The 16,826-nt window shown below is 60.4% G+C and carries 14 protein-coding genes; 8 read left to right on the forward strand and 6 right to left on the reverse strand.

The window, feature by feature from the left end:
- Window positions 1-355 precede the first annotated feature (355 nt).
- From AC1VON_RS23490 to AC1VON_RS23505, 4 genes are all read right to left on the reverse strand, one after another.
- The gene (locus AC1VON_RS23490; RefSeq protein WP_172352956.1) at window positions 356-1,048 is read right to left on the reverse strand and encodes an ABC transporter ATP-binding protein; all 693 of its coding nucleotides are present in this window, start codon (window positions 1,046-1,048) and stop codon (window positions 356-358) included.
- 2 nt (window positions 1,049-1,050) lie between these two features.
- The gene (locus AC1VON_RS23495) at window positions 1,051-1,848 is read right to left on the reverse strand and encodes an ABC transporter ATP-binding protein (protein WP_483125016.1); all 798 of its coding nucleotides are present in this window, start codon (window positions 1,846-1,848) and stop codon (window positions 1,051-1,053) included.
- Window positions 1,841-3,757 (reverse strand): ABC transporter permease, encoded by a 1,917-nt coding sequence (locus tag AC1VON_RS23500; protein WP_483125017.1) that lies wholly within the window; start codon window positions 3,755-3,757, stop codon window positions 1,841-1,843. Before AC1VON_RS23500 ends, AC1VON_RS23495 begins: the two co-directional genes overlap by 8 nt.
- A 79-nt stretch (window positions 3,758-3,836) precedes the next feature.
- On the reverse strand, window positions 3,837-5,051 hold the full coding sequence (locus AC1VON_RS23505; RefSeq protein ID WP_483125018.1) for an ABC transporter substrate-binding protein: 1,215 nt from the start codon (window positions 5,049-5,051) through the stop codon (window positions 3,837-3,839).
- Window positions 5,052-6,042: 991 nt separating this feature from the next.
- Here AC1VON_RS23505 and AC1VON_RS23510 point away from each other — a divergent pair.
- The 8 genes from AC1VON_RS23510 to AC1VON_RS23545 all read left to right on the forward strand — a co-directional run bounded on the left by AC1VON_RS23510 (window position 6,043) and on the right by AC1VON_RS23545 (window position 14,297).
- Window positions 6,043-6,837 carry a hypothetical protein gene (locus AC1VON_RS23510; protein ID WP_483125019.1) on the forward strand — a complete coding sequence of 265 codons (795 nt, stop codon included), beginning with the start codon at window positions 6,043-6,045 and terminating at the stop codon, window positions 6,835-6,837.
- A 355-nt stretch (window positions 6,838-7,192) separates the two neighbouring features.
- Window positions 7,193-8,374 (forward strand): carbohydrate kinase family protein, encoded by a 1,182-nt coding sequence (locus tag AC1VON_RS23515; protein ID WP_483125020.1) that lies wholly within the window; start codon window positions 7,193-7,195, stop codon window positions 8,372-8,374.
- Between the two features lie 60 nt (window positions 8,375-8,434).
- A complete protein-coding gene (locus tag AC1VON_RS23520) occupies window positions 8,435-9,211 on the forward strand; it encodes a glutamine amidotransferase (protein ID WP_483125021.1) in 777 nt (258 codons plus the stop codon).
- A 28-nt stretch (window positions 9,212-9,239) separates the two neighbouring features.
- Window positions 9,240-10,010 (forward strand): ATP-binding cassette domain-containing protein, encoded by a 771-nt coding sequence (locus AC1VON_RS23525; RefSeq protein WP_483125022.1) that lies wholly within the window; start codon window positions 9,240-9,242, stop codon window positions 10,008-10,010.
- A gap of 34 nt (window positions 10,011-10,044) precedes the next feature.
- Window positions 10,045-11,031, forward strand: coding sequence for an autoinducer 2 ABC transporter substrate-binding protein (locus AC1VON_RS23530; protein ID WP_172350202.1), 987 nt, complete (start codon window positions 10,045-10,047; stop codon window positions 11,029-11,031).
- A gap of 46 nt (window positions 11,032-11,077) precedes the next feature.
- A complete protein-coding gene (locus AC1VON_RS23535) occupies window positions 11,078-12,025 on the forward strand; it encodes an ABC transporter permease (RefSeq protein WP_483125023.1) in 948 nt (315 codons plus the stop codon).
- Window positions 12,022-12,981 (forward strand): ABC transporter permease, encoded by a 960-nt coding sequence (locus AC1VON_RS23540; protein ID WP_483125024.1) that lies wholly within the window; start codon window positions 12,022-12,024, stop codon window positions 12,979-12,981. The genes AC1VON_RS23535 and AC1VON_RS23540 overlap by 4 nt, the downstream gene beginning before the upstream one ends.
- Window positions 12,981-14,297 carry a M20 family metallopeptidase gene (locus AC1VON_RS23545; protein WP_483125025.1) on the forward strand — a complete coding sequence of 439 codons (1,317 nt, stop codon included), beginning with the start codon at window positions 12,981-12,983 and terminating at the stop codon, window positions 14,295-14,297. The genes AC1VON_RS23540 and AC1VON_RS23545 overlap by 1 nt, the downstream gene beginning before the upstream one ends.
- 43 nt (window positions 14,298-14,340) lie before the next feature.
- On the opposite strand, the gene AC1VON_RS23550 is transcribed toward AC1VON_RS23545, so the two are convergent.
- Together AC1VON_RS23550 and tig are read right to left on the reverse strand one after the other, a co-directional pair.
- The gene (locus AC1VON_RS23550; RefSeq protein ID WP_483125026.1) at window positions 14,341-14,865 is read right to left on the reverse strand and encodes a hypothetical protein; all 525 of its coding nucleotides are present in this window, start codon (window positions 14,863-14,865) and stop codon (window positions 14,341-14,343) included.
- Window positions 14,866-15,030: 165 nt separating this feature from the next.
- A complete protein-coding gene (gene tig / locus AC1VON_RS23555; RefSeq protein WP_056572338.1) occupies window positions 15,031-16,515 on the reverse strand; it encodes a trigger factor in 1,485 nt (494 codons plus the stop codon).
- Window positions 16,516-16,826 lie beyond the last annotated feature (311 nt).

Here is a 16,826-nt window from a genome sequence, read left to right on the forward strand (position 1 = left end):
ACCTCTTCGCGGCGGCGCCTGATTGCATCTGCCGGGGACACTCGCTGAACGGCGCATGCGACTGGACACCAGGCGCTCGTCGTCGGCGAAATCCACAGAGGTATCAGGCCGCCTGCAATCTAGGAGTTAGCCCACACGCCTTGAAGGCTCATTTCGACATGGCTCCGTCGCGAACGACGATGCGGATCACGCCACGGTCCAGTTGCTTCTGCCCGCCGCATCTTCAAAATCAGCGGAGCGGCTGGACAGTTCTGCCTCCCAGCCCTGTCAGGCGTTGGTCGGCATTCCCAAGCCGACGCCTAAAACGGTCGGTCACGAACGCCTTCCTACACGCAACGAGAAGTACGGAGAATTGTCAGACACCAAGATAGTCGAGTAGACTTTGTTCCTCATCAGCCATCTGGAGATTCGTCAATTCCTTTACGATCTTCCCGTTCTCGATCATGTAGTATCTGTCCGTAACCTCAGCCGCAAACTGAAGATTCTGTTCGACCAATAGAATTGTCAGACCGGTCGACTTGATATCATTAATGATCGCACCGATTGCATCGACAACTACAGGAGCCAAGCCCTCGGTCGGCTCATCAAGCAGGAGGAACGACGCTCCCATATAGAGCGGACGCGCGATCGCCAGCATCTGCTTCTCTCCGCCAGACAGAGACGCTGCCTTTTGCAAGCGCCGTGCCTTGAGAATCGGGAAATGCTGGTAAATCCGTTCAAGTGGCCATCCTGTGGTTTTGTTCGGCCGACCGATGGTCAGATTTTCATGGACGTTCAATGTCGAAAATATGCCGCGGTCCTCAGGGGCAAAGCCCACTCCCATCCTGCAAATGCGCTCGGGCGAAATGTCGATGATTTCCGAGCTCCCAAAACGGATGCTTCCCGTCCGGCGCGGTATGTCACCAATGATGGATTTAAGCAGCGTGGTCTTGCCGGCGCCGTTGCGCCCCACCAGCGTCACGACCTCGCCTGCGTCGACTGACAGGCCGACGCTCTGCAATATATGGCTTTCACCATAATAGGCATCGAGATTTCTTATCTCCAACATACTCAATGGCGTTTTCCCAGGTAGGCTTCGATTACGCGAGGGTCCCTTCGTACGTCGTCATAGCGCCCGCAAGCGAGCAGAGCACCCTGCTGCATGACGATGATTTCGTCGGCGACATCGGCGATGACTCCAAGATTGTGCTCCACAACGATGATCGTGCGCTCGCGGGACAATTGGGCGATTAGGTCAGTTGTGCGTGACACGTCCGCACTCGTCATCCCTGCGGTCGGTTCGTCGAGAAGAAGGATCGCCGGGTGCGCCGCCAAGGAGATCGCGAGTTCCAAGGCCCGTTTGCGGCCATAGGAAAGATCACTGGCCGGCCGCTCGCGCAAAGATGGCGGAATGCCGACCTGATCCAGCAAAGCGTTGGCTTCAGGTCTGTGGTTCTCGTGCCAGCCTGACTTCGCCAGCACTTTGGCGCCCCCATCCGCTCGCCGTTGCACCGACAGGACAACATTGTCCATGACCGCCAGATTGGGAAAAATGCTGGTGATTTGAAAACTTCGCACGATCCCGCGCCGGGCAAACTGTTCGGTGCGCAGCGAAGTCATGTCTTCACCGTTAAACAGCAGACGACCACGCTTGGGCCGATAGAAACCGCTCAAGATATTGAACAGAGTGGTCTTGCCGGCGCCGTTCGGTCCGATGATCCCGTAAACCGGCTTTTTCTCGAACTTCAAGCTGATGTTGTTGATGGCCGTGAAACCGCCAAAGCTCATTGTGACCGACTGCAGTTCAAGGAGCGGCACGTCTGTCGAACCCGCCCCGTAGACGGAGTTACTAACGCCAGGATCAGGCATCGGCCACCTCTCCGGTTGTTGCAATCTGGTTCGGGTTTGCGGCGTAAAGCTCACCCTTTGCCGGCATATCGGGCGACGTGGCGCGATCGACCGAATGATGCACGATCTCGCCGAGTATTCCGCGTCGGAACAACAGTACGACGGCCACGAACAGAAGGCCGAGGAACAGGCTGCCATTGTCCGTGATTGACGACAACGTATTGCGCATGAGCAAAACGATGCCACTACCTAGAAATGGGCCGAAGATGGTACCGGCGCCGCCAAGCAGCGTCATCATGATAGGCTCTCCAGAAGCGCGCCATGAGACCATTTCAAGGGTAACAAACTGATGGTTAAGGGCATAGAGAGCGCCGCCGATCGAGCACACCACCGCCGAAAATACATACGCCTTCACACGCAAGCCGTAGACGCTGTAGCCAAGGCTCATCATGCGCTGCTCGTTCTCGCGGGCGCCGAGAAGCGCAAGGCCGTACGGCGACTTTAGAAGTCGAATTACCGTGAAAATCACCAAGGCAGCGGCAGCGAGGCAAACATAATAGAAGATCCGGTCGTCCTTGAGGTCCAAGCCCAGGAGCGTTGGTCGAACCAATCCGTGCAACCCGTCCTCACCGCCCGTGTAGTCGGGAAACTGATTGACGACGAAATAAACGATCGACGCGAATGCAAAGGTGATCATGGAGAAATAGATCCCTTTCTTTCTTGCGACGATGAAGCCAAAAAGAAGACTTACAATCGTGCTCAGGGCGACGCCGCCGAGCAGCGAAAGGAACATCGGAGCCCCGAACTTAACCATCAGGATCCCGGTGACGTAGGCCGACATGCCCCAATAGGCGGCCTGGCCGAACGAGAGGAGTCCGCCGATCGCGAACAACAGATCGAAACCAACCGCAAACAGCCCCCAAAGGATAATGTCGGTCGCAAGGACCGGATAGACCAGCCACGGAAGCAAAAGCGCTGCCGCCAGCGCAATGAGAGCGGTGGGTCGGCTCAAGAACACCCGCCGCGCACGCTCGGTCATCGGTGTATAATGCAGCGCGAAATGCGAAATATCGATGCCTTGGAAAATCCCGCCCGGGCGTATTAGAAGCACGACAAGCATCAGAATGTATATGACTGCGGAGGCCGCCGGCGCATAGAAGATGGCCGCGATAGCCGAGACGAGGCCTGACGCAAAGCCCATGATTGCCGATCCGGCGATCGAGCCCATGCCGCCGGCGACGACCACGGCGAAGACGAAATTGATCATTTCCTCTCCCATGAACGGCGACACGTTGCGCATCGGCGCGGAAAGCGCCCCCGCGAGCCCAGCCAGAGCGGAGGCGAAAAAGAACGTGCCGGACACGAGAAGGGGCACATTGCCGCCGAAGCATTTAAGCAGATCGGGCCGCTCCGATGCCGCCCGGATCAGAGCTCCCAGGCGCGTGCGCTCAAGCGCCAAATATGTGCCCAGGCATAGAAATACCGATACCACAACGACGAAGAGGCGATATTTCGGGTATGAGGCGAAGCCGAGGCTGACGGCACCCTTGAGAAGGTCAGGCACCAGGTATGGCGCCGACGTAACGCCGTAAAAAATTCGAACAACGTCTTCGATGATCAGCGAGAGGCCGAAGGTCAAAATCAGGATGTAGGCGAGATCCAAGCCATAAAGTCGGCGGATGAGCAGCCGCTCAATAATCACACCAAGCAGTCCGACCAGAACGGCGGAAATGAGAAAGCCCAGCCAAAGCGAAACACCGAGATGCGATCCCAGAATCACCGCGACGATTGCGCCCAGCATGAACATCGCGCCATGCATGAAATTGACTACGCGCATCATGCCGAAGATGATGCTCATGCCGAGACTCATCAACGCCAGGACACCTCCCGTCACAAGTCCGTTGAAGAGCAAAATTGCATAGTAAGACATTGGCCGGCCTCGGTTGCGTTGCGGATGAACGCCTCCCTCCGTCGGCGATCAGCCGATGGCGGGAGGCATGCTTCTTCCGCTACCAATCGTGCTTGCAGGTGCTTTCTGCTTCCGGGTAGTACGCCTCATCCCCTGGAACCGACCCGACGATCTTAAAAAAGTCGCTGTCGTTCTTGACCTCCGATGCGGGTTTGACCTGGCCAATAAAGGTACGCTTCACCACAAGATGGTCGCGCTTGCGCATGAGCGCGTCCTTGGTGAACATGTCGCTGAAACGCCGACCTTCTAGGGCTTCCGTTACCTTGTCGGGATCGTCCGTCCCGATTTCTTGGACGGCTTTCAGTACTTGATAGACGGCAGAATAGTTGCCCGCGTGTATGTCACCAGGGTAGAAGCTCAGCTTCTCGCGGAAACGCTTTGTGAATTTCCGGGTTTCGTCGTCGAGATCCCAATACCAGATCAGCGCGGCGTTTACGCCGGCCCACGTGTCCGGCCCGAGAGCCTTCACATCAGAAAGATTCAACTGTCCGGGAACAATCTTTATTCCGGCATCCATCAAGCCGAATTCACGGGCCTGCTTAACCGCGTTGCGCAGATCCTGTCCGGATTCAAGGATGCCAATAGCCTCGGCGCCAGCCGCCTGCGCTTTGAGAAGATAGCTTGAGAAATCGTCGTTCGGGAACGGCACCATATCCACCCCAACGACCTCACCACCATTTTGCTTAACGGCACTCGAGAAAGAAGCCAGCAACGACTTTCCGAAGGCAAAATCGGCTGTGATAAAATACCATTTTTTGGTGCCGTCCTGGGTCATTTTCTTGACCGGCGCGGACATGGCTGAGGTATCGTATCCATAGTGCCAAGTGTATTTGCCGCAGGCTTCATTAGTAAGCGCCATGGTTCCCGGGCTAACGAAGGTCGTCAGAATGTGCCTTTCATTGGCGAGCTTGGCTATGGCGATGGCTGCAGCGGAACTCGACACGTCGGTAATGAGGTTCACGCCCTGAGAGTCTATGATCTCGCGCGCCTTATTGACCGAGAGTGCAGGATCCAGCTTGTTGTCGACGACGATGACATTGATCGGTACGCCGTTGACCTTTCCACCGAAGTCATCAACAGCCATCTTGGCGAATTCAACGTCACCGGGACCCGATGTTTCTGAGTAAACCGAAGAAAGATCGGTCAACATCAGGATATTGAACTGTTTGGCTTTCATCTGGGCATACGCCGGGACGGTACCGGCAAAAGCGATAGCCGCCAGCAGGCCAGCGGCGGCCAATGATTTTATCCGCATTTCAACTCCTCCTCCTCGAAAACAGGCATCCCTAGCCGTGAGCCACTCCAGTGACCGCATCTTATTGTCATTCGATTTTTAGCGGCAACGAAAGCAATGGGAGAAGTCTCATATGGGCAGCACGTCATCGCGTTTGGAGATGCATCACATCGCGCCCATCGCATCGCCATGGTAAACTCCAGAACATCCGCGGGCCAACCTCGAATGATTTCCGCGTGCGCCAAGGTTTTACCGCGTTTCACTGATCGCGGCGCCCCTCTGGTGACCGAGCGACACTAGTAGGCGGAACATTCCTGTATGTTCGCGACGCTTCATCCCATGGGCGCTGCCGAGCACCAGCGCCCTCAATTCAGTATCTTCTTCCTCACCTCGAAAGGGCCCATTACCGAACCTGTCCCGAGCGGCAAAGCAGGTGAGAGGACGGTCTTAGTGTCCGCTTTGAAATTTCGGCCCTTGAGTTTCTGATTGACCGGATGTGAGGCGCAAAGCTGTCATCGTCGCCTTAGCGCTCCAATGCAGCGCCGGGGTTACGACGAGAAGCCACGGTGATCGCTGGGCATCGCCGTGCATGACCACATCATCATCGGGCGCAAGGGATATGCCAGCATCAAGGGCCTGCTTCTGATCTGAGCTAGGCCGATATGGCGAACAAGTCATCTTCGCCGGGAGCAAAGCCAGGACGTTCGCACGCAACGCATCCGACAAGGCTTTCGTCATCGACTTCCCGTGTTCCAGCGCCTTTCCGCCAGGCCGCTCGACCATTATTGGTTGGCAGCCAGGACCATGGTCCGGCCGGCATGGGACTTCAGTGCCATCGCCGTCTCATGACGCTGATTTGCGTGGAATATCAAATGATTACGCCGCTTGCGGTCACCAGCCTCGCGCATTGCGACCGCATTTGTCTAAAGTTTACTCCGTACGGTTAGCGGTTTCTCATATTACGCTGCCCTAGCGGTTGGGTTGAGGTGGCGATTCCCCGAGGAGGTTACCCATGACAAACCGAAAAACTCTGTTCGCGGCGCTTGCCGCATTGGCGCTTCTGGCGTCGCCGGCGCTCGCCGGAGGCGGCAACGGGCACGGAGGCGGCAACGGGCACGGCGGTGGCAACGGCAACGGCGGTGGCAATGCCGGCGGCAATGGCAACGGCAATGCTGGCGGCAATGGCCATGGCAAGAGCGGCGCTTCGCACGGAAAGTCTGCGTCAGCCCCAGGACAGGTAGCCAAGGCGGAAACGGACACAACAACCGATACCACGGTCGACACCACCCAGGTTGCGTCCGTGCCCAAGGACAAGAACATCCATGCCAAGCTTGGTCGGCTGAACTCGCTGCAGCGCAACATCAACGCCTATATGAATTCCAAGAGCAAGAAGTTCGCTGCCATTCAGGCCTTTGTGACGCAGTCGGCGAAAGCCAAGAACGCCCAGGCCGCGGCTGAGGCGGCTGCCGCCACGGCCGCTGCTGCCCAGGTCCAACTGGATACGCTGAATGCGCAATTGACCGCGCTGCAGGCGGACCCGACCGCCACACCCGCGCAAGTCCAGGCTGTGAACGATCAGATCACGGCTCAGCAGGCCGTTGTCGACGCCGACAACGCGGCGGCGGCCCAGGCAGAAGCGGCGGCTGCCGCGGCGACCGTCGGCACCGATCAGGCGTCGCTCGACGCGGCGCTGACGGACATGGCCAACAAACCAGTCGACGCCGAGGTCACGGCTTGGGCCCAAGGCGTCCTTGCCGACAAGATCGACCAGATGGCGACCAAGATCAACGCGGAGACGACGCCTTAGGCGTCCACCAAAAACGGCAGTATCCTGATTTGTCGAAGACAATGCCGTCGGGTTCGCCCGACGGCATTGCTGTTCTGGCCGTGGGGAAAACGCCCGAGGGCCATTCAAGCGTGGCAGCCGCTTGCTGGGTTGCTGGAAGGCGTTGCGATGAGCGTCCGATCTGGCGCAGCGGATCGAGCGAAATACGGAAATTTGAAAATCGTTCAATCCTGGAAAGATCGCTCCAGTCACCTTGATCCGCCTGGATCAATCTTCCAATAAATGAGAACGATCTTTAGTTTTTTGGAAAATAGTTTCGTTGAGGCGCCGCACGTGCGCTGCTACCGTTTGAAACGCTTCAATCGGAACCAGGCAATTGCAACGCAAGCGCCCTACCATAGCGGATGTCGCACGGACCGCCGGTGTTTCCATCGGCACGGTATCGAACTTCATCAATGGCACAGCCGGCCTCAGGGAAGACACGCGCGACCGCATCGAGAAGGCAGTCGCCGCGCTGATGTACCGGCCGAGTTCGTTTGCCCGTTCCCTGCCTGGCCGCGCACTGCGCAGGCCAAAAAACCTCGATCACCTGCCAAGGCTTCTGGTCGCCGGACGCGTCAGCGTCGACTTCCTGTGCCGGGTCGACGTGCTGCCGCATAGAGACGACCGGATCACCGCCAGCCATATTGAAAAGGCGCTTGGCGGCCCGGCGGCCAATCTCGCGGTCGCCGCGGCCGGTGTCGGGGCGCCCTACGCCCTTGACGTGGAACTGGCGACGGCGGTCGGCAGGGACGCGGAAAGCGACTGGGCGCTGGGCGAACTTTCCAAGCTGGGCGTCCACGCCCTCCCCATCCGCAGCACGCCCAACAACCGGCTTTCGCAGGCGATCGTCATCATCGAGCGCAACGGCAGCCGCACCATCATCAGCGAGCCGTTCGAACTGGGCGAGGTCGACCTGACCGCCAATCTGGACATCCAGCCCGAGCAGCGCCCGGCCTGCCTGCATATCGAAGGCTTTCACTATGAGACGATGACCGCCTCCATCACACGCTTTCATCAGGCCGGCTGGAAGGTCAGCCTGCATTCGGCCGGCTTGCCCAAAAGCGCGCGCACGCCGGAAACCTTCGCGCAGATGGTCAGGCAGATCGACCTGACCTTCATCAACGACGTGATGATGCGCGAGATTTTCGGCTTTCGCACCGGGATCGCAAGCATGATCGAAGAGGTACGGCTAATGCTGTCACGCATCAAGCCGCGTGGAACCGTCGTGCTCACCCTTGGCGAGTTTGGCGCGGTCGTCTTCCCGGCTGGCGGCGGCCCGCAGATCGAGGTGCCGGCACTTCCGGTCAACCGCGTCGATGCCACCGGCGCCGGCGACAGCTTCGCCGGCATCTTCCTGAGCCTGTGGCTGCATGGCGCGTCGCTGGACGCCGCCGCCCGCCATGCCGCGATCGGCGCGAGCCTGACGACCACGGTCGAAGGCGCGCAGGGTTACATCGCGGATTTCGCGACCCTGAAGGCCGCCGCCTTGGCGAGCGACACTGTTATGACAAGTTAAATCAAAGACTTATCGATTTCTGGACATCCGCCCATCAAGCGAAATCAGGAGAATATGATCATGGCGAAAGCAAAAGTCCTTCTGGTCGGCGAGAGCTGGATGAGTTCGGCAACCCACTACAAGGGCTTCGATCAGTTCGGCAGCGTCACCTTTCATCTGGGTGCGACACCGCTCGTTGCCGCCCTGAAGGACAGCGAGTTCGATCTCGATTACATGCCGGCCCATGAGGCTGTCGAAAAGCTGCCTTTCACCATGGAAGGCCTGTCGCAATACAGGGCGATCATCCTGTCCGACATCGGTGCGAACTCGCTGCTGCTCCATCCCGATGTCTGGCTGCACGGCAAGACGGTTCCCAACCGGCTCAAGCTCCTACGCGACTGGACGCTGGCCGGCGGCGGCCTGATCATGATCGGCGGCTATTTCTCCTTCCAGGGCATCGATGGCAAGGCGCGCTGGCACCGCACGGCTGTCGAGGATGCGCTGCCGGTGACTTGTCTGCCCAATGACGACCGGCTGGAAATCCCCGAGGGCTTTCGGCCCGAGATCACCGGCCCCAGCGATCACCCGCTCTTTGCCGGCATAGACGGCGAGTGGCCCATTCTTCTCGGCGCCAACGAGGTCGTTGCACGCGACCGGGACGATGTCGAAGTCCTGGCGCGGCTGCCGCAGGACCAGGGCGGCCATCCGCTGCTGGTCACCGGGCGCCATGGCGAAGGCCGCACCCTGGTCTGGACGTCGGACATCGGCCCGCACTGGCTGCCGAACAGCTTTGTCGAGTGGCCCGGCTATGCGCGCCTTTGGACCAACGTGCTGCGCTGGGTGAGCAAGGCCGTCTAGCCAATCCGCAGTCACCGGGGAACCCGTCATGACAGAGCCTTTTCTTGTGGCCAGAAACATCGCCAAGCGCTTTGGCGCGCTGACGGCGCTTTCAAATGTCGACCTGGAAATCCGCTCCGGCGAGGTGCTGGCGCTGCTCGGCGACAATGGCGCGGGCAAATCGACCTTCATCAAGATCTTGGCCGGCGCCCATGCGCCGAGCGAGGGCGAACTGATCATCGAGGGCAATCCAGTCGCCTTTCATTCGCCCAAGGATGCGGCGTCCTCAGGGATCGCGACGATCTTCCAGGAACTGGCGCTTTCCGAGAACCTTTCGATTGCGGAGAACGTGTTTCTCGGCCGGGAATTGAAACGCTCCATTTTTGGCGTCCCGTTCCTGAAGCGCCAGGAAATGCGCCTGCGCGTCGACGGCCTGCTGAAAGAACTCGATGCCCATATCTCCGACCCGGAAGCGCCTGTCGGCAGCCTGTCCGGCGGTCAGCGCCAGGCTGTCGCCATTTGCCGGGCGCTTAATCTGAATGCCAAGCTGGTCATCATGGACGAACCGACGGCGGCCCTTGCCGTCGCCGAGACCCGTAAGGTGCTGGCGCTGACACGGCGGCTCGCCGCGCGCGGCTGCGCCGTCGTCCTCATTAGCCACAACATTTCCGAAGTCTTCGAGGTTGCCGACCGCATCGTCGTGTTCCGACGCGGCCGCAAGGTGGCCGAGCGGCTGGCCACCGAGACCAATCACGAAGAAGTCGTTTCGCTCATAACAGGCGCTCATCCCGACGTGCGGGCGCTCGAAAAAACAAACTGAAACGCACGTCATTTCCAGAGAGGATCAAACCAAAATGCTTTCACAGCTCAAGAAAGTGCTCGCCGCCTCCGCATTGTCACTCGTTGTTGCCACGACAGCGCATGCCGCGGACAAGCACAAGGTCGCCTTCGTCCCGCAACTGATCGGCATCCCCTATTTCAACGCCATGGAAGCCGGCGGCAATCGCGCCGCCAAGGATCTCGGCGTCGACTTCATCTATTCCGGCCCGGTCGACACCAACCCGGTCGACCAGTTGCAGATCGTGCAGAACCTGATCGACCAGGGCGTCGAAGCGGTCTCGGTCAGCGTGCTTGATGCCTCCAGCATCGCCCCGGTGGTCGAGAGCGCCAAGGCCAAGGGCATCAAACTGTTCACCAGCGACAGCGATGCGCCCGATAGCGGCCGCGCGGTCTATGTGGCCCAGGCGACCGACGAAGGCCTTGGCACGACCATCATCGACGAACTCGTCAAGCGCGTCGGCGAGGACGCAACGATCGGTATCGTCTCCGGCGAGGCGACGGCGTCCAACCTCAACGCCTGGATCGGCTTCATGCAGAAGCAAGCCACAGCCAAATATCCGAAGCTGAAGCTGCTCGCCCCGCAATTCGCCGGCGGCACGGCGGAGCGCGCCGCGCAAATCTCAGGCGATCTCATGGCCGCCAACCCCGACATCAAGGGCATCATCGCCGTCGCATCCTCGACCTGCCCGGGCGTCGCCCAGGCCATCGAGACCGCCGGCAAGATCGGTTCCGTAATCGGCGCCGGCTATTGCAGCCCGAACACGGCGCGTTCCTACCTGAAGAGCGGCGCCTTCGGCTTCACCGTGCTGTGGGATCCCGAGCAGCTCGGCTATCTCACGGTCTGGGCCGGCAAACAGCTGATCGACGGCAAGGCCTTCGAGCCCGAGAACAAGATCGCCGGCCTGGAAAAGCCCGTCACCTATGACGCAACCAAGGGCATTTTGCTGCTCGGGCCGCCGGCTGTCTTCACCAAGGACAATGTCGACAAGTTCAACTTCTGAGCCTGACATGAGCGCGGTGCGACGGTCTGCAAACGGTGTCTTCTCCATGAACGGACGAGAGTGGTCTCTGCTTGTCGCCTGTTTGCTGGCGATCGCCATCTTTTCTGTCGCATCGCCTCACTATGCCACCTCTGGCAATGCGGCGACGGTGCTGCGCAACAGTGTCGAACTGCTGCTGATCGGCCTTGGCATGACCTTGCTGCTGGCGATGGGCGGCATCGATGTGTCGATCGGCATCGTCATGGGGCTGGCGGCCATCGCCATCGGCCGCGTGCTCGGTGCCGATGGCAGTCCGGTGCTGGCGATCATTGTCGGTCCGCTGGTCGGGGCGTTGCTCGGATGCGTGACGGCAATTGTCGTCGTCCTCGGCCGGGTCCCCGCCATCGTCGGCACGCTTGGCCTGCTCGGCGTCTACCGCACCGCCGTCTTTGTCCTGCTCGGTGGGCAATGGCTTTCCGGCCTGCCCTCGAGCCTAACCAACATCCTTGCAACAACCGTATTCGGCGTCCCCGTTCCCGCCCTGGTGATCGCCATTGCCTATCTCATCGTCTGGCTGGCGTTGCGGCGAACGCCCTACGGGCTGCATCTGCTGGCGATCGGCAATTCGGAGGAAAAGGCACGGCTGTCGGGCATACCGGTCGTCAAGACCCGCTTCATGACCTTCCTCATCAGCGGCCTTCTGACCGGCATTGCCGCCACATTCTATGTCGCCACCTACCGCAATGTGGAAATGACGGTCGGCAGCACGCTGGCGCTCGATGCCATTGCCGCGGTCATTCTCGGCGGCACGAGCATATTGGGCGGCAAATGCAGCCTGATCGGCACCGTGCTCGGCGTGCTGCTTTTGAGAATCCTCCAGAACGGGTTGCTGCTGATCGGTGTCCCCTCGCTCTGGCAACCCGTTGTCACCGGAGTTCTCATCATCGGCGTGCTCGGCTTCGAGGCCGCGTCCAACCGCTTGCCATTTGGCCTGATACAGCGGGCCCGCGCATGAAAACGCTCCGCAATCTACAGGGCCCAGCCCTCACCTTGGCCTTGCTCTGCGGGCTCTGGCTGATCGTGGTTGTCGGCTTGGCGGTGCTCAGGCCTTCGGTCTTCAACCTCGGCACGGTCACCACCATTCTTCAGTTCTCGACGATCCTGGCGCTGGTCGGCCTCGGCCAGGCACTGGTTATCCTGGCCGGAGGCGCCGGCATCGACCTGTCGGTCGGCGGCGCGGTCTCATTATCCGCCATCGTCGCGATGCTTTGCGTCAAGCTGGGCTTGCCACCTGTCCTGCTGCCGGTCGTCTGCATCCTGGCCGGGGCGGTGCTAGGCGCATTGAACGGATGGCTGGTCAACGGGCTCTCCCTGCTTCCCTTTATAGCGACGCTCGGCACATTCTTCGTCTATTCAGGCGCGGCACTCGCCGTCACCGGCGGTGCCGCCCAGGCCGGCGTACCGTCATGGCTGCTTGTCTGGGGGCGTGGCGTGGTGATGGGCGTTCCCATGCCCTTCCTCACACTTGCCATCCCGTGCTTCGTCCTGGCTGGCCTGGTGCTGATCTCGACGGCCTGGGGGCGCTGGATCTACGCCATGGGCTTCAATGAACGCTCGGCCAAGCTGGTCGGCATCCCGGTCGATCGCGTGCGTTTCATTCTCTATTGCCTGAGCGGAGCGCTCGCCGGTGCCGCCGGTCTGGTTTCGCTCGCCTGGCTCGGCAGCGGCAGGCCCAATATCGGCCAGAACCTCGAACTTGAATCGCTGACCGCCGCCATGTTGGGGGGCATCGTCATCACCGGCGGGCGCGGTGGCGTCGGCGGCGTTTTCGCGGCCGTCCTGCTGCTGGTCACGCTGAAGACCGGTCTTCTGCAATTGAACATCAACACGGTTTGGCAGGTGGGGATTGTCGGCGCCCTTCTGGTTTTCGTCCTTCTCGCCGACCGACTTTCCCAACGTTGGAGATCATGATGCCGTCCAAAGAAGAGATCATCGCCGCACGCGTCGAGGCAGCAGCCGACCGCATCGTCGCAACGCTGAGCGATCTCGTCGCCTTCCCTTCGATCGTAAAATCCAATCCCAAGGAGGCCGGGCCGGGTGAGCGTGATTGCCAGCTCTACCTGCAAAAACGCATCGAAGCGCTCGGCTTCACGACCGATCTATGGGACCCGGACGGTCCGGCGCTCTATGAAAAATACAAAGGCCGCGCCGGCGCCAACAAGGGCAGGACCTTCGATGGCCGGCCCAATCTCGGCGGCGTCCTGAAGGGCACCGGCGGCGGGCGTTCCATCATGCTCACCGGCCACATCGACGTCGTCCCACCCGGCGCCGCCAGCCACTGGACGACCGACCCGTTCAAGCCCGTCCTCAAGGATGGATTTCTGCACGGCCGCGGCACGGTCGACATGAAAGGCGGCGTCGCCTGCATGCTGATGGCCGTCGAGATCCTGAAGGAACTCGACATTCCTCTGTCCGGCGACATCGTCTTCACCACCGTCGTCGACGAGGAGATCGGCGGCATGGGCTCGCTCGCCATGGTCGATCGCGGCTTTCACGCCGACGCCGGCATCATGACCGAACCCACCGCGAACAGAATAGCGCCGCTCTGCCACGGCATCCTGTGGGGCAGGATCATCATCGACGGCATAGGCGGCCATGCCGAACTCACACCGAATGCCTGGTACTCGAGCGGCCCGGTCGATGCCGTCCAGCTTTGCCGGCAAATCCTCGACGGTATCGACATTCTCAATCGGCGCTGGATGTTCGATCCCAGGAAGAACCATCCACTGATGGACCTGCCCAACCAGATCATCGTCACTCAGATCAATGCCGGCGAACACCCCTCCTCCATGGCAGGACGCGGCGAGATCATCATCGATGCGCAGTATCTGCCGAGCGAGCATGACGAGTTCAGGCTGGGCGGCAACGTCAAACGCGAAATCGAAGAGCACATCGCCAATGTCTGCCAGGCAGACCCCTATCTGCGAAAGCACCCGGCCCGCGTCGAATGGATCCTCGACGCCGACTGCGCCGAGATCCCGTCGGACAATCCGTTCGTCGGCGTCTTCCAGCAGGCGGTCGAGGAAGCCAAGCTGTCACCAATCCTCAGCGGCTTCGGCGCGCACAGCGACATCGGCCTGCCGACCGGGCTTGGCAACACGCCGACCGTCAATTTCGGCCCAGGCGACCCGGCGCAGGCACATCAGCCGAACGAACGGGTCTCGGTGCGCGATCTCGTCGATTGCACAAAGGCCATTGCGATCGCCGTCGAGAAATGGTGCCGCTAGAGCAATTGCAGGAAAATTGCGAAGGTTTAGAACCCGGCCGCGCTCAAGGCGGATCGGTCCGGCAGGTCCCGGCGATCTGCTCCACCGCATCTTCAAGCCCGGCAAGGTCGAAATCCGCCTGGCCGCGGCCTGACAACAATCCGAACCGCCAGGAAAGCGACAGCCGGTTTGCGGGAACAAGGCGCTTGATGCCGTCGGCGCCGTCGCGCACCAGCATTCGGCCGCGTGACCCGACCGACCAGCTCTCGTCGAACTTGCCGCCGCCGTCAACGCTAACCGACATGGTGATCTTGCGGCTGGCCGAAACCCCGTCATTCAACTGCAGCCATTCGGTCCAGCGCGGTTCGCCGTCCGCCCGGCAGGCAATGGTCAGCACCGGGCTGTAGCTCAAGGCGCCGCCGCCGGTGATCAGCTTGTTGGTCGCATGGAGCGAAGCGGTGACAAGGCCAGCGTCATCCGTGCCGAAGCGCCAGTCGCCGGCAAGCGCGTCGGCTTGGGCAAGATCACAGGCGAAGGCTAGAACGAGCGCCAGGGCGACAGCACGCCCCGTTTCAAAGAATAGGCTCAACGCCCCCTCCAGGAACCATACGGTTTGCAGCAGCAGCGCAGATAATGATCAACGCCCGGTATCGCCAAGTGCCGCGTCCCGAGAAGTGACCCGGCTGTTGCAGTTTCGCAACGAAAAAGGCCGCCTCGGGGGCGGCCTTCGTCGATTCCATCAAGTGCGGGAAACTTATTCGGCGTCCTTGGCGGCCTTCTTCTTCGGCGCGGCCTTCTTCTTCGGCTCTTCTGCCTCGTCGCTGGCCTCGCTCGCCTTGGCTTCGGCCTTCTTGGCCGCGGCCTTCTTCGCGGGCTTCGCCTTGGTCGTGGTTTCCGCTTCCTCGTCATCGGCCATCAGCTCTTCCTTGCTGACCTTGACGTCGGTGACCGAGATCTGGCCGAGCAGATGATCGACCACCTTTTCCTCGAACATCGGTGCGCGCAGCGCGTTCAGCGCTTCGGGATTGCTCCGGTAGAACTCGAAAGCTTCCTGCTGCTGGTTGGCCGGGAAGCGGCGAACCTGCTCGAACAGGCCACGCTGCAATTCCTCGTCCGATACAGTGACGCCGGCCTTCTCGCCGATCTCGGCCAGCACCAGGCCTAGGCGCACGCGGCGCTCGGCAAGACGCAGATATTCGGCGCGGGCTTCTTCTTCGGTCGTCTCTTCATCGGCGAAGGTGCGGCCGGCGGCTTCCAGATCGCGATTGACCTGCGCCCAGATGTTGTTGAACTCGGCGTCGATGAGCTTCGACGGCGCCTCGAACGAATAGGCCGCATCGAGCTGGTCGAGCAGCTGGCGCTTGACCTTTTGGCGCGTCATCGAGCCGAACTGGTTCTCGATCTGGCCGCGTACGATCTCGCGCAGGCGCTCCAGCGATTCCAGGCCAAGGTTCTTGGCGGTCTCGTCGTTGATTTCCAGTTCGCCCGGCTTCGACACTTCCTTGACGGTGACGTCGAAGGTCGCTTCCTTGCCGGCCAGATGGGCCGCCTGGTAGTTTTCCGGGAAGGTCACGGTGACCTGCTTTTCGTCGCCCGCCTTGGCACCGATGAGTTGGTCCTCGAAACCCGGGATGAACTCCTTGGAGCCCAGCACCAGAGGCTGATCAGTGCCGGCGCCGCCGGCAAAGGCCTCGCCGTCGATCTTGCCGACATAGTCGATGCTGACGCGGTCGCCTTCGGCGGCCTTGCCGGTCTTCGGCTCGTAGCTGCGTGCCGATTCGGCGACGCGCTTGACCTGCTCGTCGATCTCGCTGTCCGGCACGTCGAACACCTGACGCGTCACCTTGATGTCCGAGAAATCCTTGATCTCGATCGCCGGGATGACCTCATAGTTGAGGCGGAATTCGAAGTCGGTGCCGCCGGCCAAGATCTTCTCGGCTTCCTTCTCGTCCTCGGTCATGATGACTTCGGGCTGCATGGCGGCCTTTTCGCCACGGCCGGTAATGATCGAGCGGGTCGAATCATTGAGGATCTCGTTGACCACTTCGGCCATGAACGACTTGCCGTAGACCTTGCGCAGGTGCTGCACCGGCACCTTGCCGGGGCGGAAGCCGTTGATGCGGACCTTGTTGCGCGCGTCCGACAGCCGCGCCATCAGCTTGGCTTCCATGTCACCGGCCGGCACGGTGATCTTGATCTCGCGCTTGAGACCGGAATTGAGCGTTTCGGTGACCTGCATCGTAAAACCTTTGTTTTCACCAATGAGACTGCCACGGCCTCTGCCGTTTACAGCCTGCCGGTATAATCTTGCCGGGAATGGCTTTTGGTACGGAACCTGGCGATTTGACCGAAATTACGGCTCAAACTCTCCCAAACTGCGTTCCAAAATGTGAATAAGTTCTTGTTTTTCCTACTTCTTATCACATTCTGCAGAAGCGGATCGTCGCGTCCCGTCACATTTGACACGCCTTTTGTCACAGGCGAGGCTAATTTTCAACAGTCTTCGCGTTTAGGCGAATAACCAGCATTTCGGCCCTGACCCAACATCTT

This window comes from Mesorhizobium sp. HAY1-8B (genome assembly GCF_056868045.1).